The organism is Vibrio sp. B4-6, from assembly GCF_963888245.1.
Taxonomy (GTDB): Bacteria; Pseudomonadota; Gammaproteobacteria; order Enterobacterales; family Vibrionaceae; genus Vibrio; species Vibrio anguillarum.
In genome coordinates this window covers 22,043-47,189 of sequence record NZ_CAWPIM010000009.1, presented here as the reverse complement: position 1 = coordinate 47,189, position 25,147 = coordinate 22,043, and the positions used below count along the sequence as shown (strand labels likewise).

The following is a 25,147-nucleotide window of genomic DNA, read 5'->3' as shown; positions in this document are numbered from 1 at the left end:
CATCGCCAGGCTTTGAATATTGTCTAACCAGACACGCTGCGGAGCGGTAGTTCAGTTGGTTAGAATACCGGCCTGTCACGCCGGGGGTCGCGGGTTCGAGTCCCGTCCGCTCCGCCACTTATTAAGAAGCCCTGCTAGTAATAGCTGGGCTTTTTCGTTTTAGCAAAATAGCATTTTATTTTTTATCACTCTCAGTGCCGTCTTCTAAAAATCAATTCTACGCATACTTACATATTCACTCCTTGTAATCCGTAACACTCTGATTAGCTAGGGCTCGCTTAGTAGTCCGTAGTTTTACTTGGCGTCCTTCTTCAATAATCATTGAACCTGTTTGTTCAAACTTGTTCAGCTGACTCTAAGCTATTGTGTGATTATTTGTGTACGTGAATGACTTTCTTTGGGGTGTGGAGAGGCGCCATCAAACCTTCATTTGAATAGGGTCGCCAGCTTAAAGCTATCCATAGTGATATTTCACCATAGTTCAACAGCCTTAATTAGATCATATTTTTTTAAATTGGTATTCCAGTAGATATAGAGAGAGGAGTAACAAAGTAAAGATAGCAAAAGCCGATGTTTTAGAACATCGGCTAGGGATAAAATTGATTTGATCAGTCATTACTGATAGTTTTCTTTCTAAACTGACGACTTTTCAGCTTGTTTTGCTTTGTCTATTAATGGGGTAATTGTTGAACCTTGAATAAGTATTGAGAACACCACGACAGCGTATGTCATAACAAGGATTATCTCTTTTACATCAATAAGCTTGTCTGGGATAACTAATATGCCAGATGGGATAGAAAGTGCCATTGCTAGTGCTAGCCCACCTCGTAGTCCTCCCCAAGTTAGTATCTTTATTGACCATGGGTTGTAGGAGCGGTAACGCTTGAAGCCGATGTAAGAGAAAAAAACGCTTAGATAGCGAGCAGATAAGACAAGAGGAATGGCGAAAGCCATCAATATCCAGTCCTCTTCATGGAATTTGAAGAGTAGCATCGACATACCGATAAGTAGGAAGAGCACACCATTCAAAAATTCGTCAACCAATTCCCAAAAGTGGTCAAGGTGTTCTTCACTTTCTTTTGAAAAGCCAATGAAGCGTGTCCAGTTGCCGATCATTATCCCTGATACAACCATAGCTAAAGGCCCGGAAACATGGATAACATCTGCAAAAACATAGCCAGCAGTCGGTATACCAATGGTTAAAAGCAGTTCCATTGAGTGATCATCGGTGGCGCTGATGAGGTAGTGGAATAATAGCCCAAGAGCTAGGCCATACAGGATGCCCCCCATTGCCTCTTGAATAAACAACATAGTTACACTACCTATGGTTGGTGCTTCCGTACCAAATGCAATAGTGAAAATGGTGACAAAGATAACCAAACCAAAACCATCATTAAAGAGCGATTCTCCCTCGATTTGGGTTGAAATACGTTTTGGTGCATTTAACTTTTTAACAATAGCTAATACGGCTATTGGGTCTGTTGGTGATATGAGTGCACCAAATAGCAGACAGTAAACGAGATCGAAGTGAATACCGATAAATTGACAGAAGGCGTATAGCCCAAAACCGATGAAGAAGGTTGAAAATAGCGTTGCGCCTAGCGCAAGAACCGCGATTTCCCATTTCTGATCTTTTAGGTTGGGTAATTTGATGCCTAGGCCACCAGCGAAAAGTAGAAAACCGAGTATTCCTTTGAGCAGAAAATTTTCAAAGTTAATACTGTTGACGGTTTCTGTCGCTATTTGAGTTAGATGAAACCAATCATTTTGACCGGCAACTAAGATCAATAATGACAACATCATCGATCCTGCTGTAATGGCGATAGTGGTTTGCATATTGCCTATCTTACTGTTTAGAAAGGCAATCAACATTGCTGCTCCTGATAGGAAGCATAAAGTGTAATAGACAGACATTGTTTTCTCGTCGTGTAACAAAATATGAATGAAATTCTCCTTGGATGATGTACAAATAGCAAACACTTTTTAGCCATGATTGCAGATGTATCAAACGATAATTAAAGTGAAGTTTAGACGTCTAGATTTCTAATGGTTATATGATAGGATGAGCGAATAACCAAAAGGAATGAGGCTGTACTGTGGGAAGAGAAGTTAGAAGTCAAATTGAAGCTCAATTGCAACAGAGAATATTATTGATTGATGGTGGCATGGGCACCATGATTCAGAGCTATAAATTGGAAGAGCAAGATTATCGTGGAGATCGTTTTGCCCATTGGCCAAGCGATCTGAAAGGAAATAATGACCTTCTCGTCTTGACGCAGCCTCAGTTAATCAAAGAAATTCATAGTGCTTACTTGGAAGCAGGTGCTGATATCCTAGAGACGAATACCTTCAACGCGACGAGCATCGCAATGGCCGACTACGATATGCAAGCCATTAGCGATGAGATCAATTTCGCTGCTGCAAAACTTGCACGCCAAGCTGCTGACGAATGGACGGCGAAAACGCCTGATAAACCTCGTTACGTGGCGGGAGTGCTAGGGCCAACAAACCGCACTTGCTCGCTCTCCCCTGACGTGAATGACCCTGGGTTTCGAAATATCAGCTTTGAACAATTAGTTGAAGCTTACTCAGAATCAACACGTGCTTTAATTCGTGGCGGCAGCGACTTAATTTTGATTGAAACCATTTTCGATACTTTAAATGCTAAAGCCTGTGCCTTTGCGGTGGATTGTGTGTTTGAAGAGTTGGGTTACAAACTGCCCGTGATGATCTCAGGGACAATCACCGATGCCTCTGGTCGAACGCTTTCTGGGCAAACAACCGAAGCCTTTTATAATGCACTGCGACACGTTGAGCCTATCTCATTTGGTTTGAACTGTGCACTCGGTCCGGATGAATTGCGCCAATACGTTGAAGAGCTATCACGTATTTCCGAATGTTATGTCTCGGCTCACCCCAATGCGGGGTTGCCTAACGCATTCGGTGAGTATGATCTTGAAGCCGATGAGATGGCGCAGCACATCGGGGAATGGGCGCGAGCAGGATTTTTGAACCTTGTTGGTGGCTGTTGTGGAACCACTCCTGAGCACATTAGACAAATGGCAAAAGTGGTCGAAGGTGTGAAACCAAGAGCGTTACCCGATATTCCAGTGGCTTGTCGTCTATCCGGTCTAGAGCCGCTGACGATTACCAAAGAGAGCTTATTCATCAACGTAGGTGAGCGAACTAACGTCACTGGTTCTGCGCGTTTTAAGCGTTTAATCAAAGATGAACAGTATGACGAGGCGCTGCATGTTGCTCGAGAGCAGGTCGAAAACGGTGCACAAATCATCGATATCAATATGGATGAAGGGATGTTGGATGCGCAAGCTTGCATGGTCCGCTTTCTCAATTTATGCGCTTCTGAGCCGGATATTTCCAAAGTACCAATCATGGTTGATTCTTCTAAGTGGGAGGTAATTGAAGCAGGTCTCAAATGCATTCAAGGCAAAGGGATTGTGAACTCGATTTCCCTCAAGGAGGGGAAAGAGAAGTTTGTTGAACAAGCTAAACTCATTCGCCGCTATGGTGCTGCTGTGATCGTGATGGCGTTTGATGAAGTAGGCCAAGCGGATACCCGTGAGCGAAAACTTGAAATTTGTACCCAAGCTTATCGAATTTTGGTTGATGAGGTTGGTTTCCCTGCTGAAGATATCATTTTTGATCCGAATATTTTCGCGGTTGCGACTGGTATTGATGAGCATAATAATTATGCTGTGGACTTTATCGAAGCCGTGGCTGATATCAAACGTAATTTACCCCATGCGATGATTTCCGGCGGGGTTTCCAACGTCTCTTTCTCTTTTCGCGGTAACAACTATGTGCGTGAAGCGATCCATGCTGTATTCCTTTATCACTGTTTTAAAAACGGCATGGACATGGGTATCGTCAATGCCGGTCAGCTTGAGATTTACGATAACGTGCCTGAGAAACTGCGTGAAGCAGTCGAAGATATCATTCTCAATCGCCGCAGCGATGGCACTGAACGCTTACTGGATATTGCGGCTGAATATGCGAACAAAGGTGTCGGTAAGGAAGAGGATGCCAGTGCGCTGGAATGGCGTTCATGGCCAGTCGCAAAACGTTTAGAGCATGCGTTAGTCAAAGGTATCACCGAGTATATTGTTGAAGATACGGAAGAAGCTCGTCAAAATGCCACTCGCCCATTGGATGTGATCGAAGGGCCTCTCATGGATGGAATGAACGTGGTCGGCGACCTCTTTGGCGAAGGGAAAATGTTCCTGCCGCAAGTAGTGAAATCGGCGCGCGTTATGAAGCAAGCCGTTGCGCATTTAGAGCCCTACATCAACGCGCTTAAGCAAGCAGGTTCTAATAATGGCAAAATCCTTCTTGCCACAGTTAAAGGGGATGTACACGACATCGGCAAAAATATCGTTGGCGTCGTTTTGCAGTGTAATAACTACGAAATCATTGACCTCGGCGTTATGGTGCCATGCGAGCAGATCCTCAAAGTCGCGAAAGAACAGAATGTCGACATCATTGGGTTATCCGGCCTCATCACTCCCTCTTTAGATGAAATGGTGCACGTCGCCAAAGAAATGGAGCGACAAGGGTTTAAATTACCGCTTTTGATTGGCGGAGCAACCACCTCTAAAGCACATACCGCAGTTAAAATTGAGCAAAATTATCACCAGCCTGTTGTGTATGTGAACAATGCTTCGCGCGCAGTAGGCGTTTGTTCTTCGCTTCTTTCTGATGAGTTACGTCCTGCTTTTGTTGAAAAATTAAACCTCGACTATGAACGCACGCGTGATCAACATCACCGTAAAACCCCACGTACTAAACCCATCTCATTAGAAGTGGCAAGGGCAAATAAAGCGGTTATCGATTGGGATAACTATACGCCGCCAGTTCCGGCTAAATTGGGCGTACATGTGTTTGATGATTTTGATGTGGCTACCCTTCGTCGTTACATCGACTGGACACCATTTTTCATGACATGGTCATTGATGGGTAAATATCCGACGATTTTTGAACACGAAGAGGTGGGAGAGGAAGCGCAAAGTTTATTCCATGATGCTAATGCATTGCTTGATAGAGTTGAGCGAGAAGGGCTACTCAAGGCTCGCGGTATTTGCTCTTTATTCCCGGCCGCGAGTGTGGGGGATGATATCGAAGTGTATCGCGATGAATCGCGCACCGAGGTTGCTCATGTTCTGCATCACTTACGCCAACAAACCGAAAAGCCCAAAGGTTATAACTACTGCCTGTCCGATTACATTGCACCAAAAGAGAGTGGTAAACGAGATTGGATCGGCGCATTTGCCGTGACAGGCGGAATTGGTGAGCGAGAATTAGCAGACCAATATAAAGCGCAAGGCGATGACTACAACGCCATCATGATCCAAGCGGTAGCTGATCGTCTTGCTGAGGCTTTTGCGGAATATTTGCATCAGCAAGTTCGTAAAGAAATTTGGGGCTATGCTGCTGACGAAGAGTTGTCGAACGATGATTTGATCCGTGAGAAATACCAAGGTATACGCCCAGCGCCGGGCTATCCAGCGTGTCCTGAGCATACGGAAAAAGGCACCTTGTGGGAGATGTTGCAGGTTGAGCAAGCCATCGATATGTCTTTAACCACCAGTTACGCTATGTGGCCGGGTGCTTCGGTGTCAGGTTGGTACTTCTCGCATCCGGACTCTCGTTATTTTGCCATTGCACAAATTCAGCAAGATCAGATGCAAGATTACGCGCAACGTAAAGGTTGGAATGCACAAGAAGCGGAAAAATGGCTTGGGCCGAATTTAGATTAAGTAATAAAAAACAGGTTGGCTAAGCCAACCTGTTTTTTATTCAGCGTGTAACTACTCAATGTGGTTTTATCGTTCAAACAAATCTTGATGAAGTTTCTGAATTGCCGCTTTAGAAACCGACTCGTGTAATAAAAAGCAGAGGTTGTGCGGGCTGGCACCATAGCAAATCATACGCAAATTGAAATCTTCTAAGGTGCTAAAAACTTGTTTTGCATAGCCTTTGCTTTCACTCATGTTATTGCCGATCAGCGCAACTAAACACAGATTATGTTCGACTTCAACTTTACACAGCTCTTCTAATTCTAAGCGCACCGCTTGAGGCAGTTCAGGCGCTCCACCTGAGGTATCGGTTTTATCTAATGTTAATGAGACGCTGATTTCAGAGGTGGTGATCAAATCCACCGAAATTTTGTGTTTGGCTAAAATTTCAAACACCTTCGAAAGAAAGCCGTATGCGTGAAACATGCTAGCGCTGCGTAGCGTAACCATGGTTTGATTGCAGCGTAGGGTCAAGGCTCTAAATAGAGGTGAGCTTTCCACACGTTTACGGATCCAAGTGCCGCCTTTTTCAGGCTCTTTTGAGGAGCCGACAAACACAGGGATATCGTGGCGAAGCGCGGGCAGCAACGTCGATGGATGCAAAATCTTAGCGCCAAAGTTTGCCATCTCCGATGCTTCGCTAAAGCTTATTTCCGCAATCGGAGCGGCTTTAGGCGCAATGCGAGGGTCGGTCGTATAAATCCCCGGCACATCAGTCCAAATTTCTAAGCCAGAAGCTTGTACCGCTTCGGCGATCAAGGCCGCAGAATAATCACTGCCGCCTCGGCCCAATGTGGTTGTATTTCCTTGCTCATCAGCGCCGATGAAACCTTGAGTTACCACTACGTGTTGCAGACAAAGTGGTGTTAACTTCTCTTGGGCTAATTGCTGGATCTGTTCTAATTGCGGTTCTGCCCGACCGTAGTGATCATCAGTACGCAGCACTTCTCGAATATCAAAACGGATCGCATCCATGCCACGTTCACGCAGTAATTGCGTCAGAATGAAGGTCGACATTAACTCGCCACAAGCCACTAAGTGATCGGTCAGTTTTTTACTCGCTTGAAAAGAGGCCGCTTCTGCGACACTGGCCACCATATCTAAAATTGAGTGTACCTCTTTTTCAACTTGTAGCGGGTCGGCAAGTTTATCAATAATCGCATGATGAATATCAGCTAACTGCTTGATAATACTTAAGCGTTGATTGGCATCTTGTACGCCATTGGCTAATTCAACCAATAAATTCGTCACGCCAGAGCAGGCACTGCTCACGACTAATTTGGTCTCTGGATTATTTTCGATCACAGCGGCACAAAGGCTCATTGCTTCAAAGTTAGCAACGCTTGTTCCGCCAAATTTGGCGACATTGAATGCGCTCACGGCATTTCTCCCACGACTTCCTGAAATAAAAATAGTGTTGGTGTACCAACGTCCAATGTTTGAAGAGAGTTTTTCTAGAGCAAATAAAGAGGTGTTTTTATGATTGGTTTACCTCAGAAGCTCTTCATCAGGGTTGCTGATGACAGTTGAAGGGATTCAGCCCATTCAACCGATAAACCAAATCCACAACCTCGGTTTATCTCGGCACTGCTCCCCATTAATGTTTTGTATTGGAGTTGAGGCTCCACAAAACATCTGCCTGGGCAGTGCTCCTCTTCTGCTAGATAGCTCATTCATTGAACGTTTTTGAACTGTTAATGTCAATCGCTAATTAAGTCCAAATGTAAAATAAAATTAACCAGAGTGTGACACTGGTTTGACCTCTAGACTTCGGTCGAATTGTTGCATCAGCGGATTTGTTTTACTCTGGGTATTCGCATTTGGCCGCAAGCAAGGAGCAACTATGTCCATTACCAGTTTTAACCCACCCCAGCGAATTTTGATGGGGCCAGGCCCGTCAGATATTTACCCTCAAGTATTACAAGCGCTGAGCAGGCCGACCGTTGGCCACTTAGACCCGCTTTTTATCCAGATGATGGATGAGCTAAAGCAGCTGCTTAAATACGCTTTTCAAACGGAAAATGAGTTTACCATCGCGGTTTCCGCGCCGGGCAGCGCAGGTATGGAGGCGTGCTTTGTCAACCTGATTGAGCCGGGAGATAAGGTCATCGTGTGTCGCAATGGCGTTTTTGGCGAGCGTATGCGCGAGAATGTAGTGCGCTGTGGCGGAGAGGCGGTGCTGGTGGATGATGAATGGGGAGCCCCCGTTTCGCTCGATAAAGTCGAGCAAGCCATACAGGCTAACCCTGATGCTAAAATTCTCGCGTTTGTCCATGCAGAAACGTCAACTGGTGCATTGAGTGATGCGCAAGCATTAGGTCTGTTGGCTAAGCAAAACAACATGCTGAGTATTGTCGATGCAGTGACATCCTTAGGCGGCGTGCCACTTTATGTGGATCAATGGCAGCTCGATGCCGTCTATTCTGGGAGTCAAAAGTGTTTATCGTGCCCTCCGGGTTTATCGCCACTGACTTTTTCAGCGCAAGCGATTGAAAAAATTCAGTCTCGAACAACCCCTGTTCAAAGCTGGTTTTTAGATCAAAGCTTAGTGCTTGGTTATTGGAGTGGTGCAGGCAAGCGCAGTTATCACCATACTGCACCAGTCAACAGTTTGTACGCATTGCATGAAGCCTTGTTGGTGTTGAAAAACGAAGGTCTAGAGCAGGCGTGGGCACGTCATCGTGTGATGCATGACAAATTAAAGCAGGGCTTAGAAAAATTAGGATTTGAATTTGTCGTTGCTGAAGATAGTCGTTTACCACAATTGAATGCGATCTATATTCCAGCAGGGGTTGATGAGGCTAAAGTGCGAGGGCATTTACTCAATCAATACAACTTGGAGATCGGCGCAGGCCTTGGCACTTTAGCGGGTAAAGCGTGGCGTATTGGTCTAATGGGGTATGGGGCGCGCAGTGAAAACGTGGCCTTATGCTTGCGGGCGTTAGAAGAGTCATTAACAAATTAACAAAGAAACTACATAAGGGAGCATTTGCTCCTTTTTTAGTGGTGCTGATGCCGAACGTTGTTCGTCTCAGCATCAATCATAAAATTCATTTTTATTGTTAGCTCTTCCCCAGCGTGAGTGGAATACTCGTGATTGATGTCTTAAGATAAATTCTTCCGTTAATGGTTTAATTACTCCTATGAATATAAGTGGTGTTTTGTGTGTTTATAATAAATATACGATGCCAAAGTTTGTGGCCTAAATACTAGAACGGGTGTGGATGCTACTTTGTATTGTCATGGTATTGTAAAAAATGAACATTGTTCGATTGTTTTGGTTGACCATTATTTTATCTGCGTTAGGATAAGCGCGCTGAGAAAGCATACTTATTATTAACTTTTTAGAGGTGCAATAGAAACCTATGGACTCGTCGAGTAGTCGATTATCCAAGTGTGGTATTTTCTGGTTAGTAGAAAAGCCTACGTTTTGTTGCCAACTTTTCATTTAAAGCCTCGCTTTTGCTAAGTTGGTATTCATACTAACGAAGCTCCTTTTCTTGTTCTCTCCTGTCAATATCACACTCTTTTTATAGAGTATCGTGTTTGTTTAAGTCGATCATATGATTGTTTCACTATGATTTATTCAATACAGCGTTTCTACTGGCTAGAGCGTGAATGCTTTTGAATTTCTTGCGTGTCATCTGTACACCGCTAGAACTTTCGCAAGTGCACGGCTTCTCTATTTGACTGACTTTATCTTCTCCTAACTTGCTTGTTCAAAGCGGGGAATGCTTGAGCTTGATGGTATAAGCTTATTGCAGTTCAGTTACGTGGATTTTCTGCATAATTTGGTTTCTTTGCCTTGATAGTTTCAAGGAGATACAAAGATGGTTATGTACAATACATCATTAGCTATGGGCAACCGGCTACCTGCTGCTCACTCTATTCAAACCGAAATGGATAACAACTTTATTTGTGTAGGCGCATCGCTATCTGTAGAAGCGGTGATTGCGATTCTACGCTCATCGTCCTTAACCGATAAGCGCTTAAACCTTATCTTTATCTCTGGTGATGCAGGTGAATACTTAGGGTTTGTTTATTTAAGCAAGGTGGTGGTATCACAGATGAATATCATCATGAAAGATATTATGCACAAAAGCGATATTGCCGTATCGGCCTTAATGGATAAGGTTCAAGCTAGAAAGTTATTATTAGACAGTCATTTGCCTATGATTCCTATCATCGATAGTCGGAATCGAGTGATTGGCGCCTATTCTATATAATAAATATTAACAAACTTTAAAATAAGTCGCTCAACTTCACTAAATGAAATTTTAGTGAGATTGGAACAGTGTGCTTAAAATTTAAGTTATTCATTGAATACATTGATTCTAAAAATAAGCTTTAAAATTATTATGTTTATTTTTAAAGTTAAATATCGGCTGAGATATGATAATGAAATTACAAAAAATAGCGTTAGAACTCGCTGCGATTAATTTTAATCGTGACCCATTAAACTTAAATCAATTAATGGAACAGTATCCTATCGCTGATATTGCTCAAGTCTTCGCTGAGCAGTTGGCTAATCAGACCTTGAGCGAAGAGGATGTCTTTGAGCTGGTGCAATTGATGCCAATCGCTCGTCAAGCGGCGCTATTGGGGTATTTTTCTGAGCCTATCAGAGAAAAAGTGGTGGAGAGAATGCCGCTCGAAGCGCTTGCGAAAGTGCTTCAAGTTATGCCCCATGATGAAAGGGCTGACTTATATGCTCACTTGGATGAGACGCGCCAACCGCCGCTACTTGCTCTACTGGATCAACAAGAGCGGCAAGATGTACAACAACTTGCATCCTACCCTCAAGGCTCGGTCGGCTCCATCATGACGACAGATTATGCGACGTTAAACGCCGATGATGATGTGCAGCAGGCGATTGCGCGTTTACGTGAAATGGCCAACGAGAGGGAAACCATCTATCAAGCGTATGTGATTGATAAACAGAATCGCTTACTTGGTACACTTTCGCTTAAGGATTTAGTGCTGGCACAACCGACCTCGCTTGTCTCTGACATCATGACCAAAGAGACAGTGTTTGTTCGAGCCGATGAAGATCAAGAGTGTGCAGCGCAAGCCATCAGTAAATACGATTTACTTGCGGTGCCTGTTTTTGATGATCAATTCCGTTTGGTCGGTATTGTGACTTATGACGATGCGATGGACGTGGCCGAGCAGCAAGCGGATATGGATTTTCATAAAGTCGCTGCGGTTGGTTTTACCGGTAACCTTAAAGAAGCCAGCGTATGGCTAATGTACAAGAAACGTGTGTTTTGGCTGGTGTTGTTAGTCTTTGGTAACCTTTTTTCTGGTGCCGGTATTGCGTACTTTGAGGAGACGATTCAAACCTATGTCGCCTTGGTCTTCTTCTTACCACTGTTGATTGATAGCGGCGGTAATGCAGGATCCCAGTCAGCAACGTTGATGGTTCGAGCCTTAGCCACTGGTGAAGTGGTGATGAAAGATTGGCTATCCATGTTGGTGCGAGAGTTAGGGATTGCGGCGTTATTAGGGGCAACAATGGCCATTGCTGTCTCTTTATTGGGTTTTTGGCGAGGCGGCAGTGATATCGCTTTCGTCGTTGCGGTAACGATGCAAATTGTGGTGATTATTGGCTGTATTGTTGGAATGCTCCTTCCGTTCATTCTGAATAAGTTTAAGCTCGATCCTGCGTCAGCCAGTGCTCCGTTGATCACGACCATTGCGGATTCTATCGGGGTGATCATCTATTTCAGCGTTGCTACCATGGTGTTGGATTTTCCACCAGTGACGTAAGCCACTCATCTGGCAGTGAGATCTACTGGTTGGAGTGTGAAATAAGCCCAACGGTCAAAAGCTTTCTCTATTTTTGGGAAAGCTTTTTTTATGAATAAGGCTCATATGCTCGATTTAATTGGCAGACGAACGATCAGCCGAACTGGTTGGCGGGCTATACTGCACCTCACTGAAATCCATATTGGGGAACAAAAATGCGGCTTCGGAGCGAATTTGCTCGGCGCGGCTTTCGTCACCAATACCTTGGTAAGCCAAGATCAGATTATTGTAAAAAGCAGGACGCGGTTTATGTTTTATGATGGCCAATGACCAGTCGATGTATGGCGTAATCAATTTAGGATCTTGATTATACAGGCCAATGTTGAGGTAAGTGCTGTAGACATCCCAATCAAAACGGTCTTTCCAAACCACAGGGTTCGTCACCCTTTGTAGGATATCCGGGTTCTTGGGTTGAGATTTCTCAAATTGGGTAAGCACGTAATTACTGTGCAGTGCGCTGAGCATATAAAAGCCAGTCAAAATCGGCACTACTAAACTCAATACTCGAAACAGGGATTTACTGATAAGGCCAAAAGGGGCCGAACGGTATTTAGCCACGCGTTGATCAACCCAAAAAAGCAGAATAATGAAGGTTATCCAATGAATGGCAGAATGGTAAAATGGGTATTCGAGTTGGCTGTGCAACACGATAGGAATGAAAAGGGCGAACATCGCAAGCCTAGTCCCTTTCTTTGCCGAATACATCCGCATGAGCACGAAAAGCATGGCCAGTGTGATCCCTAGCACAGGTAACAAACCGCCTTCCACCGCCCAGAATAGTAATTCATTATGAGGATGATCCATCGACGCCAACCCCGGTTGGTAGCTAGGGTTTAATTGGTGTTGCCTTGCGGTATAAAGCAAATATTCAGATTCAAACCTGCCATAACCATAACCCGTGAAGGGTTTTTCTATGACCATATCGATAGTTTGAGGAAAGGTATAACGGCGAGGGCTCTCTAAATCAGCCTTATTCTCTAGAAAATCGCCCGTGCCTTGGGAATAGACAGCGACAAACCCTAAAGCAATACCCAATAGCGTCGCAGCGCTCCATCCCCAAAATCGTTTAGGCGTCGAAAATTTAAATAGGTAAGGCAGAACAAAAAGTGTTCCGAGTATCGCGCCAATCCAACCAGTGCGCGAGGCTAATATCACCAACAACGGCGCAGTGAGCAGTGGAGTGACATAAAGTAGGCTCACTTCGCTGAGATGCTGATTGTATTTCTTCGGTTGACGAGCCAGTAAATAGCCAGATATAACCAGCCCTGTCGCGAGAAAGCTCGCCATCACATTCGGTTGCTGAAAAATGCCGTAAGGGCGGTTGATAAGAGAGTTGTAGCCAAAAATATTCTCGGGTGAAAGCAAAAAGTATTGATACAGACCAAATAGGGCTTCAATCAATGCCGCGAGTACGATAAACCAGAGCAATCGCTGCTTATGTTTGTTGCTAAAACGAAATTGTTGCAGCAATACAAAAAAAAGCAGCCCAGTCCATAACCCGAGCATTCGACTCAGCGATGCGTCAATTTGAGCATTCGTGTAAAGCAGCGGAACCGTCATGATGGTACAACTGATAAAAAGACCGATGGTCAGTTTGGAATAGCGTAACCTACGGTTAGATGCGAGTTGATACAGACCTAATGAGAGCGTAAAACTAAGGGCAAGCCAAGTGGTTGGATTAAAAGATAAAGCCAGACCTGAGCCACCAGGGTTGGGCATAAAAAAATGCATTGCCAGTAAATAGAGAATGCCAATCGAAAGCAAAAAGGGTTTGTTTAAGGGGATGGCGGGTGTTTGTGCTTCAAGTTGTGTACCGCTTAGATGCAATGTTGCCATAGGTCTCGCGTTCCAATTAAAAGAAACCAGCAACCACTTGCTGGTTTCTTTACTTTACCGTTTTTTTCTATTTCAACATAGGCTTAAGAAAGCGTGCTGTGTGTGAACCTTCGATCTGCGCCACATCTTCGGGCGTTCCTTGAGCAATAATTTCGCCGCCGCCTTGTCCGCCTTCTGGCCCTAAATCGATCACCCAGTCTGCGGTTTTAATCACATCTAAGTTGTGTTCAATCACCACCACGGTATTGCCGTGGTCGCGTAAGCGATGCAGTACGATCAATAGCTGTTGGATATCATGGAAGTGCAAGCCAGTCGTTGGCTCATCCAAAATGTACAAGGTTTTCCCTGTATCGCGTTTTGATAGTTCACGAGCCAGTTTGACGCGTTGAGCTTCGCCCCCTGACAAAGTCGTCGCCGCTTGTCCGAGGCGTATGTAGGATAAACCCACGTCAATCAAGGTCTTGAGTTTGCGAGCGATCATCGGTACGGGCTCAAAAAAAGCGTAAGCATCTTCGACGGTCATCTCCAACACTTCATCAATCGCTTTGCCTTTGTAGCGGACTTCCAATGTTTCACGATTATAGCGTTTACCCTTACACACATCGCATGGCACGTAAACATCGGGTAAAAAGTGCATCTCAACCTTAATCACACCATCACCTTGGCATGCTTCGCAGCGTCCACCACGTACGTTAAAGCTAAAACGACCCGGTTTATAGCCCCGAGATCGAGACTCTTGAGTGCCCGAGAATAGCTCGCGGATCGGCGTAAAAATGCCTGTATAGGTGGCTGGGTTTGAACGGGGAGTTCGGCCTATCGGGCTCTGGTCAATGTCGATGACCTTATCAAAATGCTCTAACCCTTTGATTTTTTGATATGGAGCAGGCGTTGCTGTGGTGGCTCCATTTAAGGCCGTATGAGCAATTTTAAAAAAGGTATCATTAATTAAGGTTGATTTACCGGAGCCTGAAACCCCTGTTACGCAGCTAAATAAGCCAACAGGAATCGATAAATCAACCGTCTTGAGGTTGTTACCCGATGCGCCGATAAGCTCCACCGTTTTCTTGGGATCTCTTGGGGTACGCACGGTAGGAATCGCAATTTTTTTCGCGCCGCTCAGGTACTGTCCCGTGAGCGAATTAGGGTTGGAAATTATGTCATTCACATTCCCTTCTGCGACGACTTGCCCACCATGCACACCAGCGCCGGGGCCAATATCAATTACATGATCCGCCATACGAATCGCGTCTTCGTCATGCTCTACAACTAATACCGTGTTGCCTAGATCGCGCAAATGCGTGAGCGTTTTTAATAGCCGTTCGTTATCACGCTGGTGGAGCCCAATCGATGGCTCATCTAAGACGTACATTACCCCAACGAGTCCAGCGCCAATTTGGCTCGCTAAGCGAATCCGTTGTGCTTCGCCTCCTGATAGGGTTTCAGCACTCCGAGAAAGGTTGAGATAATTCAACCCAACGTTGACGAGGAAATGCAAACGGTCATTGATCTCTTTCATTACTTTTTCAGCAATTTGTGCTCGTTGGCCTTCTAAATCAAGAGATTGGAAAAATTGCAAGGCATCGGCAATGCTCAGTTCCACCACTTCCGGGAGCGCGGTGTCATTGATAAATACGTTGCGAGCTTCGATGCGTAAACGGGTGCCATTACAACTGGTACAAGGCTTAGTCGAGATGTATTTCACCAAATCTTCACGGACAGAGTTAGATTCTGTATCGCGATAACGACGTTCAAGTGTATTGAGAATGCCTTCAAACGGATGGCGTTTAACCCGAATATCACCACGATCATTAATGTAGTTAAACTCAATCTCAGTTTTCCCCGAGCCTTTCAAGATGATTTCCTGAACCTTTTTAGGCAGTTTGTTAAATGGGGTATGTAAATCAAAATCATAATGCGCAGCGAGTGACGTGAGCATCTGGAAGTAGTAGTAATTTTTCTGATCCCAGCCACGAATCGCTCCTTGCGCGAGGCTGAGTTGGCTATCTTGGATAACGCGTTCAGGGTCAAAATATTGTTGTACGCCTAAACCATCACAGGTGTGGCATGCGCCCGCTGGGTTATTAAATGAAAACAGCCGAGGCTCTAACTCCTGCATACTGTAGCCACAGTGTGGACAAGCAAAATTGGCTGAGAATACAATTTGTTCGCCTTTACCATCCATGTCAGTAACCACAGCAATACCGCCTGACAACTCGAGCGCTGTCTCAAAGGATTCGGCTAGGCGTTGCTGTAGGTCAGGACGAACTTTGAAGCGATCAACCACCACTTCAATGGTGTGCTTTTTGTGTAGTTCAAGGGTTGGTGGATCAGTCAGATCGCACGTTTCACCATCAATACGGGCGCGGATAAAACCTTGCGCGGCCAGGTTTTCCAGCGTTTTAACGTGTTCACCTTTGCGCTCTTTCACAATCGGTGCAAGCAGCATCAGTTTTGAACCTTCAGCTAATTCCAACACCTTATCAACCATTTGGCTGATGGTTTGAGCGCGAAGTGGAACTTTGTGCTCAGGACAGCGCGGCTCACCGACTCGCGCATAAAGCAGGCGCAAATAGTCATAAACTTCGGTAATGGTGCCAACCGTAGAACGAGGGTTATGCGAGGTTGATTTTTGTTCAATAGAGATAGCTGGTGAAAGACCTTCAATATGGTCAACATCCGGTTTTTCCATCAAAGATAAAAATTGGCGTGCATAGGCAGACAGCGATTCAACATAGCGGCGTTGGCCCTCTGCGTAGAGTGTATCAAAGGCGAGAGATGACTTCCCCGAGCCTGATAGCCCTGTAATCACTGTTAATTTATCGCGTGGAATGGTCAGGTTGATATTTTTCAGGTTGTGGGTTCGAGCGCCCCTAACTTCAATTTTGTCCATCATCTAGGCTCTATGTAACACAAGTTAGGCAAGTATTGCATAGTGTGAGTTTTGTGCAAATAGACACTGGATAAAAAAACAGTAAATAAAAACCACGGAACTTGCCGTGGTTTTTATTGGGGAGGCGCTAGGTTACTAACGCACTAGGTGACTAACGCATTAGCTTACTTAAGCTTTATGAGTCGAATGTTTATCCAACGCGACTTTTTGTTCGTTCTTTTTGTACATGTTTTCAAAGCAGTAGTTAGTGGCTTCGATATAGCCTTCTACGCTACCGCAGTCAAAGCGTTGGCCTTTGAATTTATACGCCAATACACAGCCTGATTGCGCTTGTTTGAGTAGCGCGTCGGTAATTTGAATTTCGCCACCTTTACCCGGCTCTGTTTGCTCAATCAGATCAAAAATATCTGGGGTTAAAATGTAGCGACCAATGATGGCTAAATTGCTTGGTGCGGTGCCTGGTTCTGGTTTTTCAACCATGTCATCCACTCGGAACAGATCGTCTTTGATCATTTCACCGGAAATAACACCGTATTTATGTGTTTCATTTTCAGGCACTTCTTGAACGGCAACAATTGAGCAGCGGAACTGTTTATACAGAGCGACCATTTGTGCCAAAACCCCTTTTTCTTGATTGACACATAAGTCATCGGCCAGCACCACCGCAAAAGGTTCATCGCCGACTAACTCTCGACCCGTTAAAATCGCATGGCCTAAACCTTTCATTTCACGTTGGCGAATGTAGGTGAAGTTGGCGGTATCAATGATTTCACGAATATCAACCAGTAGCTCTTCTTTGTTGGTGCCACTAATTTGATGCTCTAACTCATAGTTTTTATCGAAGTGATCCATGATCGAGTGTTTTCCACGCCCAGTCACAATACACATCCCGGTCATTCCGGCTTGAATCGCCTCTTCAACACCATATTCGATCAAGGGTTTATTGACGACTGGCATCATCTCTTTGGGCATTGATTTTGTCGCTGGAAGAAAACGTGTACCGTAGCCAGCGGCTGGGAATAGGCATTTTTTGATCATGCTATAACCTTATTTTTATTTGAATTGTTAATTGATGGCGCAACCTTATCATGCTTTATGAAACGCTATCACCACTAAAGCGGTGAACTCAGTTAAATTCTGCGTGAAAGCACATAATTAAGACAGAATATTTTGATTGGCCCACGCAATCGCTTGGACCCTATTTTTGACCGATAGCTTTTTGAATATTTGGTAGAGATGTGATTTGACCGTGAATTCACTGATGAATAAATCTTCCGACATTTGGTTATTCGATGCGCCAGTTTGTAAGCAGCGGAGGATCTGTATTTCGCGGGCGGTTAAGTCTGTAATCACTTGAGCAGTATGGGACTCAAACGCGTAGCGATAGTAGTGCAGTAACTGACTTACAGCGTGTCTGGGTAGCCAATTTTGTCCATTAATGATTTCGCCAAGCCCGAATGCAATTTTATCTAAGGTGTCATTTTTATAAAATAGCCCTTTTAAATGGCCAAAGGTTAATAAGTCATTAGTGGTTAATCTTTGCAACACATTGATGAGGATCGTTTCATGATGCTGACTGTTTAATGGGCAGTTTCCCAAGCGTCGTTGCAACTGCGCATAATCGGCATGGTCAATCATCAATATTTTGTGTTTATCTGAACAATATGTTTGGCGCAAGGTTTCGGGCTCAATTTTAGGAATGGGCAGCCCAAGCCGATCGGTTAAATGGTCAATATAAGGGTGTTCTTGCTCTTTATCTAAACAGAGAAAGTAAATGGTGCGGGTATAGTTTGCTTTTCTCATGGTCACTTCCTTTTGACGAGAATGTTAGACAACTGTCTAGAAAATGACGGAAATTAGGTTATAAAGCCAACGAGATAAATAAAATTGCGCTTAGTTTCATATAGTAAGGTAACTGAGTGTTTTGTCATTCTTAAATTAGAGGTAGTGGTTCTAAAAAATAGGAAATTGAGCAAGATTGTGAGATGAATTTTGACAACTATTTCTGTGAAGATTTGTGCCTCGCATAAAGCGTGGTATCCTAGTCAGCTATTTAAAGAACACTCATGATGGAAGACGGAGCAAAACATGGCAAGCCGTGGAGTAAATAAAGTTATTTTAGTGGGTAACCTAGGTAACGACCCAGAAATTCGTTATATGCCTGGTGGCGCTGCTGTGGCAAATATCACCATTGCAACGTCAGATTCATGGCGTGATAAAGCAACTGGCGAGCAACGCGAAAAAACCGAATGGCACCGTGTTGCGCTGTTTGGCAAATTAGCCGAAGTTGCTGGTGAATACTTACGTAAAGGTTCACAAGTGTACATTGAAGGTCAGCTACAAACTCGTAAGTGGCAAGATCAAAGCGGACAAGATCGTTATACCACCGAAGTTGTCGTACAAGGTTTTAATGGTGTGATGCAAATGTTGGGTGGCCGTGCTCAAGGTGGTGCTCCAGCGCAAGGTGGAATGCCACAACAACAGCAACAAGGTGGCGGATGGGGGCAACCTCAGCAGCCTGCGATGCAAAAGCAACCACAGCAACAGCAGTCAGCTCCTCAACAGGCTCAACCTCAGTATAATGAACCACCAATGGATTTTGATGACGACATCCCATTCTAAACGTTCGAATGTCGAAAAAAGCCGCGAAAACCGCGGCTTTTTTATATAGTTATCACTATTAGCATTTTCTTATTTGTCAGCACAGCTTAGTGATCGACAAAGTTTACGTTGAAAAGGAATTCAGCATTCATGCGGTATACACCAACACTGAAACTGAGTACTCGGTTAGTGGCTTTTGTTACGCTTATCGTAACCAGTGCAATGTTCATTTTGTTTATTGGTGGAACTTTGTCTTTTCAACGGCTTGGACAAGAATATCTCAATCACTACCTAGCAGGAATTGTGGAGGTGGTCGATAAAGAAATAGAAGATCCTGATGCCGCTTATTCATTGCAACGTTGGATGCCCAAAATGTTGCAAGCCAGTAGCATTGTTGAAATGCAGCTCTCTTCACCAGCTGGCGTTATTTACCGTTTTAAAGATACCTCGTCCAAAGTCGACCCTGCCCGTTTGTACCATATTGATATTATCCTTGAACGTAATCCAGGCTACAGCATCAGCTTTAAAGCAGTTCCGCCCTATCTCAGTTATAGCTACTCATTGGGTGCTATGTGGTCTATTACGTTGGCAGTTGGTCTTATCGTGTTTTGTTTGATTCGTGGGGTAAAGTGGCTTAAAGAGCAATTGTTGGGATCTGAGTTGTTGGAGGAGCGAGGGCGAATGATTCTCGCTGGTCGAGTGGAGCAGTACGCCAAAGGTGATCACCGCGAGTGGCCTTATACGGCGAGTGAGGCGCTTGATGTCCTGATTGATGAGCTGCAAGATGCTCGTCAAGAGCGCAGCCGCTTTGATACTTTCATCCGGACCCAAACCTTCTTAGATAAATTGACGGGTACGGCCAACCGTGTCCTTTTTGATAGCAAATTGGAATCAGCCTTGTTAGAAAATGGCGCGCGTGGTGGCGTTTTGTTAGTGCGTATCGATGATTGGGATTCTCTGTGCGAAGAAAATGATAAAAAAGCAGCGGATGATCTCGTTGTGGAAGTCGGGGAGAACATCTCCAACGTCATACAGCGTTACCCAGATGTGATTTTATCTCGCTATTACGATACCGATTTTGCCATTTTTGTGCCGCACCAAGGGGTAAAAGAGGTCGCTTCTATTGCTACACAATGTTTGAAGCTTTTAGCGCGCATATCGCCTCCTGAGCCGCTCGATAAAGAAAACTGGTGCCATATAGGTATCAGTATGTACAGCGAAGGCGAGCGGCGTGGTCGAGTGTTGGATGAGGCAGAAACGGCCTTAAAAAGTGCTCAGTTACAGCGAGTGAATACGTGGAGCCGCTTTAAAAAGAGTACTTTTTTCCAAGAGGAACGCGGCAGTGTGCGTTGGCGAACTTTGTTTGATCAGGTGCTGACGCCTGAGAAAATAATTTTATTCCGTCAACCTTGCTATTTGCTTGAAAAGACGAATGATTTAGTATGGCTGCACGATGAGTTGTTTGCGCGTATTGATGATCCAGAACAAGGTGTTATAAAAGCCTCTCGCTTTCATTCAGCCTTAGAAACGGTGGGTTATGAAATGGTAATGGATCGAGCCGTATTGCTTAAAGTCGTTCGTTTGCTTAAAAGCTCTGAAGTTAAGGTCAATGTGTCAGTGAACTTGCATGTGATTCCATTCGCCGATAAGCAGTATTTTAAGTGGTTCCGGCATGAATTGTTGCAACTTACCTCGAGTAGCCGATCGCAGCTCTCCTTTGAGTTTCCTGAAGGCCGATTAGTGCAACATCTCGATTATATGCGCCCCGTTATTAAGATGATCTCCGGCCTCGGTGCTAAGGTAATCGTAGGGCAGGCGGGCAGAACCATTGTCAGCACTCACTACATAAAAGATCTTAAGATTGATTTCCTGAAATTGCACCGCAGCTTGATGAAGAAAATCGATCAGCGGCATGAGAATCAACTGTTTGTTCGTAGCATGCTTGGTGCTTGTGGTGGTACTCAGACTCAAGTTATTGCGGTCGGTGTCGAAACAGAGCAAGAGTGGCAAACGCTAAAAAACCTAGGCATTCATGGTGGGCAAGGCCGACTGTTTGAAGAAGAACAGCCTTTGTTACCTGAGAAAATAATTAGCCCTAGCGTGACCTTAGGGCGAAGAAATCGTTGGCGTAAAAAATAAAAGCGAACCTATATGAATCTTCAGTCACTGATTGATAAATTAAAACCATCTAAAGCGACGTTGCGGCAATTGTTCGTTGTCGTAAGGCCTGATGCTCTCTATTTCTCGGCTTTGGATGATGCGGTTTTGCCGACAGAGATCCCGCTGAATGGAGAGACCTGGCAACAGGTACTCTTTCACGCACTCAAACCGCTCAACATTAAGGGTACGGTAATTAACCTTGTCCTCCACGCTCATTTTTATCAAACTTATCAAATAGAAAAACCGCAGTTACCCAAACAAGAGTGGTCAGTCGCCCTGCCATTTTTATTGAAAGATCTGGTGACAGAGAAAGTCACTGACATCATCGCTGATGCTTTTCCGTTACCCGCAGATAATAAAATTCAAGCCTACGTGGTCTCAAAACGCACGGTATTGGAAGTGGCGTCGCAACTGAGTGCGATGGGTTTAGAGTTAGGCAAAGTCATTCCCGAAGATGAAGTGTGGGCGAGAAGTGCCGGTGATCTTGAGCATTTTTTGCTGCTACAGCGCAGTAAAAACAGCAGTTTTAAGTTTGACGCATTTGTGGACCAAAAATGCTGTTTTCAACGCACAATGAGAGGTGTTGTCTCTCCCATTACTGGTGTCGCCAGCTCGGTTTTACAGCTCGATGGCTTAGCGTTAGAACTGCAACGTTCGATCGATTACCTTTCCTCGCAGCTTAAAGGGGCCTCATTACATCAGCTAAAAGTGCTGTGTGATGAAGAAGCGCAGCAAGAGTTGGTCGATGCATTAAATGAACGTCTAAATGTCAAAGTTTCCCTGCTTGATGAGCGGTTACCGAGTTCGGCTCATCTGCTGGTGGAGCAAGTGACTCGCATTGACGATTCAATGCTCAACTTATACCCGGCGCATCTTAAGCCGAAGAAAGAGTATTTTTCACTCTCCATGGTCTGCGCGATTTGGGGCATTGTCGCTTTAGTGATGCTATTGGCCTATGCCAGTTATCAATGGCAAAATAGTCAATTGCAACAGCAGCTACAAGCTAAACAAGCGCAAAATAAAGCCCTTGCTGCTGAATTAGAAACGACCAAACAGAAAGTTGATAAGCATAAGCCATCGGTTGAAAAAATGGCGGCGATTGAGCGTTTGAAGCAGCAAATTAAGGGCAAACAAGCCACATTGGATTCGATTAATGAGTTTGACCAATCACAACAGGTCGGTTACTCAGGAGTCATGCGTTCGCTAGCCACACTCAGCCGTGATGATATTTCATTAACGACCATTACCATTCAACATGAGCAGCTCGATTTGCAAGGCTTAGCCAGAGAGGCGAAAGATATTCCAAACTGGTTAAGTCAGTTTAAAAGCGAACTGAACCTAATGGGGCGTAGTTTTGGAAAGTTAAAAATTGCGCGCAATGAGCAAGGCATTCTCATCTTTGAGCTTAAAACTAAAGCGGAGGATAGCCAATGAATTGGCAGAGCATCAGCAACAAATTCTTAGCCATCAGTTCGCGTGAAAAAATGTTGATCGCCCTGTGTGGCTTAGTGGTGATTACACTGCTCTTGTTTAGCTTGTTACTCGAGCCTGCGATGAAATCGGTGGCGGCTAATCGGCTACAGCTTCAGTCTGTTGAGCAGATGAACCAGCGAATGCAAGGTGAAATTCTGTTATTGACTGCTAAGCTTAATAAAGATCCGAATCAAGAGATCAATCTAGAATTCAAACAGTTAATGGCGCAGAGCCAAACTCTCTCGCTTGAGCTGGCAGCATTGGTTGATTCACTGATTACACCCGCAAAGATGGCGCAATTGCTTGAAAGTGTGTTGGCAACCAGCCCAGAGTTGACGTTGGTCTCCATGGAGTCATTAGCAGCAGAGCCAATTGCAAATAACAACCAATCATCTGAATATTCAGGCTATTATGTTCATCCTGTGAGATTGGAGTTCACCGGTAATTACTTCGCGATATTGAATTATTTGACCAATTTAGAAAGTTTACCGATGAAGTATTATTGGCGTCATTTCCAATACAAGGTAGAAAATTACCCCCAAGCCAGAGTCATTATGGAAGTGTACACATTAGGCATTAGACAGGAGTTTATTGGTGGTTAGATCCGTTTTTTCACTGCTGTTGATGTGTGTTGTATGCAGTAGTTGGGCAGCGCAAGATCCTACCGCGCCATTAGGTTGGGCGAGTGAGAGCGCATCACCTGTCAATAAGATAGAGAGTTACCCGCTACCTAGGTTGCAAAGTATTGTATGCCAACAAACCATACCTTGTGTGGCAGTGCTTAACGATCAAGTGGTTGGCATCGGAGAGTCGCTATTTGGCTACACAGTAGAAGCCATTGAGCCACAGCAAGTGACCCTTTCTCGCAGAGGAAAGATGTGGGATTTAAGCCTCTTTTCTCTGGACATCAAGCAGTAAGGTATAGAAATCGTATGCGTAAAATCGTATTAGGCGTAGTCATCGTATCCTTAATGGGCTGTTCTATGGGACATCGCGATCCAGTTGAGATGAAACAGTCTTTGAATCAGGCGATTAATGAAGCCAACAGCCGAAATCTAGCCGTTCTACCGGCCTCCGTAGAAGCTGACTTGATGCCTGACATTGAGGGAATCACAGCGCGCAGTCAAGAAACGGTTAAACGCTTTCGTATCCAAGCTGATAATGTGGATGCAAGGGTATTTTTTGCCAGTTTAGTGAAAGGAACTGAGTTTAGTGCCGCCATCCACCCTGAAGTTACTGGAAGTGTAACGGTAAATCTAACCGACGTGACTTTGGATGATGTATTGGCCGTTGTTCGTGACATGTATGGCTATGAAATTATCAAAAAGGGCAAAGTGATTCAGGTTTACCCGTCAGGCCTGCGTACGGTGACTATCCCGGTCGATTATTTACAACTTAAACGTACGGGCCGTTCTTTAACTTCCATCACCACCGGTACGATCACTAATACGGATACCGGTTCTAGTTCTTCGAGTAGTTCTAGCTCAAATTCCAGTTCGAATTCCAATTCGAGTAACTCATCCAGTAATTCGAAAGGTGGGACTGAAATTGAAACCACCAGTGAAAGCGATTTCTGGCCGCAGCTTGAAAAAGCCGTTGCACAACTGATTGGTTCGGGCAAAGGTCAAAGTGTGGTCGTCACGCCACAAGCCAGTGTCATTACGATTCGCGCTTACCCCGATGAAATTCGCGAAGTGCGTAACTTCCTTGGCATTTCTCAGCAACGTCTGCAGCGACAAGTGATCCTTGAAGCGAAAATTTTAGAAGTCACCTTGAGCGATGGTTACCAGCAAGGGATCAATTGGTCAAATATGTCCTTTGGCAATGGTGATGTTGTGATTGATAAAGTCGGTAGTGCGGCTTCGTTACTGCCGGGGATGGATGCGATTGGCACTCTGTTGCAAGGCCAAACCAATGTCACCATTTCAGATGGTAGCTTTAAAGCAGTGCTTAACTTCATGGGAACTCAAGGGGATTTGAATGTCCTATCCAGTCCAAGAGTCACCGCGGCTAATAACCAAAAAGCGGTGATCAAAGTCGGCACCGATGAATACTATGTCACTGATGTAACGGGTGTGGTTGGCAATGGCGATAACTCCAATGTTGCACCGGATATCCAACTCACGCCTTTTTTCTCGGGTATCTCGCTCGACGTGACGCCACAAATTGATGACCAAGGCAATGTGCTATTGCACGTGCACCCTGCTGTGATTGAAGTCGACGAGCAGAAGAAACAAATTGAATATGCAGGCAACCAAATTGTGTTGCCATTAGCGCGCAGTACGATCCGCGAATCAGACTCGGTGATCCGCGCGCAAGATGGTGATGTGGTGGTGATTGGTGGATTAATGAAATCCAACACCTCTAATCAAGTATCTAAAGTCCCTTTTTTGGGAGATTTACCCGGTTTAGGATATCTGTTTCGTAACACCTCTGAGCTGACTGAGAAAACCGAATTGGTGATTTTGCTTAAACCAACCGTTGTGGGTGTTAATACGTGGCAAAAAGAGCTCGAACGCTCGCGTGAACTACTGCAGGAGTGGTTCCCAGACGAAGAATAAACAGC

Annotated in this window: 16 protein-coding genes, 1 tRNA gene and 1 riboswitch; of the genes, 11 read left to right on the top strand and 6 right to left on the bottom strand. The window is 44.7% G+C overall.

The window, feature by feature from the left end; genetic code table 11:
- The first annotated feature begins 40 nt into the window (after window positions 1–40).
- Window positions 41–117 (top strand) — tRNA-Asp (locus tag AACV20_RS02655).
- A 516-nt stretch (window positions 118–633) separates the two neighbouring features.
- Here AACV20_RS02655 and AACV20_RS02650 read toward each other — a convergent pair.
- On the bottom strand, window positions 634–1,914 hold the full coding sequence (locus AACV20_RS02650; RefSeq protein WP_081265549.1) for a cation:proton antiporter: 1,281 nt from the start codon (window positions 1,912–1,914) through the stop codon (window positions 634–636).
- A 182-nt stretch (window positions 1,915–2,096) separates the two neighbouring features.
- On the opposite strand from AACV20_RS02650, the gene metH reads away from it, so the two are divergent.
- Entirely contained in the window at window positions 2,097–5,774 is a 3,678-nt protein-coding gene (metH, locus tag AACV20_RS02645) for a methionine synthase (RefSeq protein WP_170907925.1), read from the top strand.
- Window positions 5,775–5,840: 66 nt separating this feature from the next.
- Here metH and lysC read toward each other — a convergent pair whose 3' ends face one another.
- Window positions 5,841–7,193, bottom strand: a complete 1,353-nt coding sequence (lysC, locus tag AACV20_RS02640) for a lysine-sensitive aspartokinase 3 (protein ID WP_017043419.1) — start codon at window positions 7,191–7,193, stop codon at window positions 5,841–5,843.
- A gap of 109 nt (window positions 7,194–7,302) precedes the next feature.
- Window positions 7,303–7,478, bottom strand: a riboswitch (Lysine riboswitch).
- 178 nt (window positions 7,479–7,656) lie between these two features.
- On the opposite strand from lysC, the gene AACV20_RS02635 reads away from it, so the two are divergent.
- From AACV20_RS02635 to mgtE, 3 genes are all read left to right on the top strand, one after another.
- Complete coding sequence (locus AACV20_RS02635; protein WP_170907924.1) at window positions 7,657–8,778, top strand: pyridoxal-phosphate-dependent aminotransferase family protein; 1,122 nt, start codon at window positions 7,657–7,659, stop codon at window positions 8,776–8,778.
- Between the two features lie 865 nt (window positions 8,779–9,643).
- Window positions 9,644–10,039 carry a hypothetical protein gene (locus AACV20_RS02630; RefSeq protein ID WP_017050669.1) on the top strand — a complete coding sequence of 132 codons (396 nt, stop codon included), beginning with the start codon at window positions 9,644–9,646 and terminating at the stop codon, window positions 10,037–10,039.
- Window positions 10,040–10,205: 166 nt separating this feature from the next.
- Window positions 10,206–11,582 carry a magnesium transporter gene (gene mgtE / locus AACV20_RS02625; RefSeq protein WP_094149773.1) on the top strand — a complete coding sequence of 459 codons (1,377 nt, stop codon included), beginning with the start codon at window positions 10,206–10,208 and terminating at the stop codon, window positions 11,580–11,582.
- A 114-nt stretch (window positions 11,583–11,696) separates the two neighbouring features.
- Here the strand turns inward: mgtE and AACV20_RS02620 are convergent, their stop codons facing one another.
- The 4 genes from AACV20_RS02620 to AACV20_RS02605 form a co-directional block, all read right to left on the bottom strand.
- Window positions 11,697–13,457: a PglL family O-oligosaccharyltransferase gene (locus AACV20_RS02620; protein ID WP_170907923.1), complete on the bottom strand. Its 1,761-nt coding sequence runs from the start codon at window positions 13,455–13,457 to the stop codon at window positions 11,697–11,699.
- Between the two features lie 67 nt (window positions 13,458–13,524).
- On the bottom strand, window positions 13,525–16,347 hold the full coding sequence (uvrA, locus tag AACV20_RS02615) for an excinuclease ABC subunit UvrA (RefSeq protein WP_170907926.1): 2,823 nt from the start codon (window positions 16,345–16,347) through the stop codon (window positions 13,525–13,527).
- A 168-nt stretch (window positions 16,348–16,515) separates the two neighbouring features.
- Window positions 16,516–17,385 (bottom strand): UTP--glucose-1-phosphate uridylyltransferase GalU, encoded by an 870-nt coding sequence (galU, locus tag AACV20_RS02610; protein WP_013857894.1) that lies wholly within the window; start codon window positions 17,383–17,385, stop codon window positions 16,516–16,518.
- Between the two features lie 117 nt (window positions 17,386–17,502).
- A complete protein-coding gene (locus tag AACV20_RS02605; protein WP_064624269.1) occupies window positions 17,503–18,150 on the bottom strand; it encodes a LuxR C-terminal-related transcriptional regulator in 648 nt (215 codons plus the stop codon).
- A gap of 285 nt (window positions 18,151–18,435) precedes the next feature.
- On the opposite strand from AACV20_RS02605, the gene AACV20_RS02600 reads away from it, so the two are divergent.
- The 6 genes from AACV20_RS02600 to mshL all read left to right on the top strand — a co-directional run bounded on the left by AACV20_RS02600 (window position 18,436) and on the right by mshL (window position 25,142).
- Entirely contained in the window at window positions 18,436–18,969 is a 534-nt protein-coding gene (locus AACV20_RS02600; protein WP_013857892.1) for a single-stranded DNA-binding protein, read from the top strand.
- A 129-nt stretch (window positions 18,970–19,098) separates the two neighbouring features.
- The gene (gene csrD / locus AACV20_RS02595; protein WP_088720760.1) at window positions 19,099–21,087 is read left to right on the top strand and encodes an RNase E specificity factor CsrD; all 1,989 of its coding nucleotides are present in this window, start codon (window positions 19,099–19,101) and stop codon (window positions 21,085–21,087) included.
- 12 nt (window positions 21,088–21,099) lie between these two features.
- A complete protein-coding gene (locus tag AACV20_RS02590) occupies window positions 21,100–22,542 on the top strand; it encodes an MSHA biogenesis protein MshI (protein ID WP_170907922.1) in 1,443 nt (480 codons plus the stop codon).
- On the top strand, window positions 22,539–23,183 hold the full coding sequence (gene gspM / locus AACV20_RS02585) for a type II secretion system protein GspM (protein WP_017047102.1): 645 nt from the start codon (window positions 22,539–22,541) through the stop codon (window positions 23,181–23,183). The genes AACV20_RS02590 and gspM overlap by 4 nt, the downstream gene beginning before the upstream one ends.
- Window positions 23,173–23,499, top strand: a complete 327-nt coding sequence (locus AACV20_RS02580; RefSeq protein WP_017047101.1) for an MSHA biogenesis protein MshK — start codon at window positions 23,173–23,175, stop codon at window positions 23,497–23,499. The genes gspM and AACV20_RS02580 overlap by 11 nt, the downstream gene beginning before the upstream one ends.
- Before the next feature lie 14 nt (window positions 23,500–23,513).
- A complete protein-coding gene (gene mshL, locus AACV20_RS02575) occupies window positions 23,514–25,142 on the top strand; it encodes a pilus (MSHA type) biogenesis protein MshL (RefSeq protein ID WP_170907921.1) in 1,629 nt (542 codons plus the stop codon).
- The last annotated feature ends 5 nt before the right edge of the window (window positions 25,143–25,147 follow it).

Bases quoted from the DNA above. Each gene is read 5' to 3' on its own strand.
- AACV20_RS02650 (WP_081265549.1), bottom strand. From the start codon at position 1,914: ATGTCTGTCTATTACACTTTATGCTTCCTATCAGGAGCAGCAATGTTG.
- AACV20_RS02635 (WP_170907924.1), top strand. From the start codon at position 7,657: ATGTCCATTACCAGTTTTAACCCACCCCAGCGAATTTTGATGGGGCCA.
- AACV20_RS02630 (WP_017050669.1), top strand. From the start codon at position 9,644: ATGGTTATGTACAATACATCATTAGCTATGGGCAACCGGCTACCTGCT.
- mgtE (WP_094149773.1), top strand. From the start codon at position 10,206: ATGATAATGAAATTACAAAAAATAGCGTTAGAACTCGCTGCGATTAAT.
- AACV20_RS02620 (WP_170907923.1), bottom strand. From the start codon at position 13,457: ATGGCAACATTGCATCTAAGCGGTACACAACTTGAAGCACAAACACCC.
- uvrA (WP_170907926.1), bottom strand. From the start codon at position 16,347: ATGGACAAAATTGAAGTTAGGGGCGCTCGAACCCACAACCTGAAAAAT.
- galU (WP_013857894.1), bottom strand. From the start codon at position 17,385: ATGATCAAAAAATGCCTATTCCCAGCCGCTGGCTACGGTACACGTTTT.
- AACV20_RS02605 (WP_064624269.1), bottom strand. From the start codon at position 18,150: ATGAGAAAAGCAAACTATACCCGCACCATTTACTTTCTCTGTTTAGAT.
- AACV20_RS02600 (WP_013857892.1), top strand. From the start codon at position 18,436: ATGGCAAGCCGTGGAGTAAATAAAGTTATTTTAGTGGGTAACCTAGGT.
- csrD (WP_088720760.1), top strand. From the start codon at position 19,099: ATGCGGTATACACCAACACTGAAACTGAGTACTCGGTTAGTGGCTTTT.
- AACV20_RS02590 (WP_170907922.1), top strand. From the start codon at position 21,100: ATGAATCTTCAGTCACTGATTGATAAATTAAAACCATCTAAAGCGACG.
- gspM (WP_017047102.1), top strand. From the start codon at position 22,539: ATGAATTGGCAGAGCATCAGCAACAAATTCTTAGCCATCAGTTCGCGT.
- mshL (WP_170907921.1), top strand. From the start codon at position 23,514: ATGCGTAAAATCGTATTAGGCGTAGTCATCGTATCCTTAATGGGCTGT.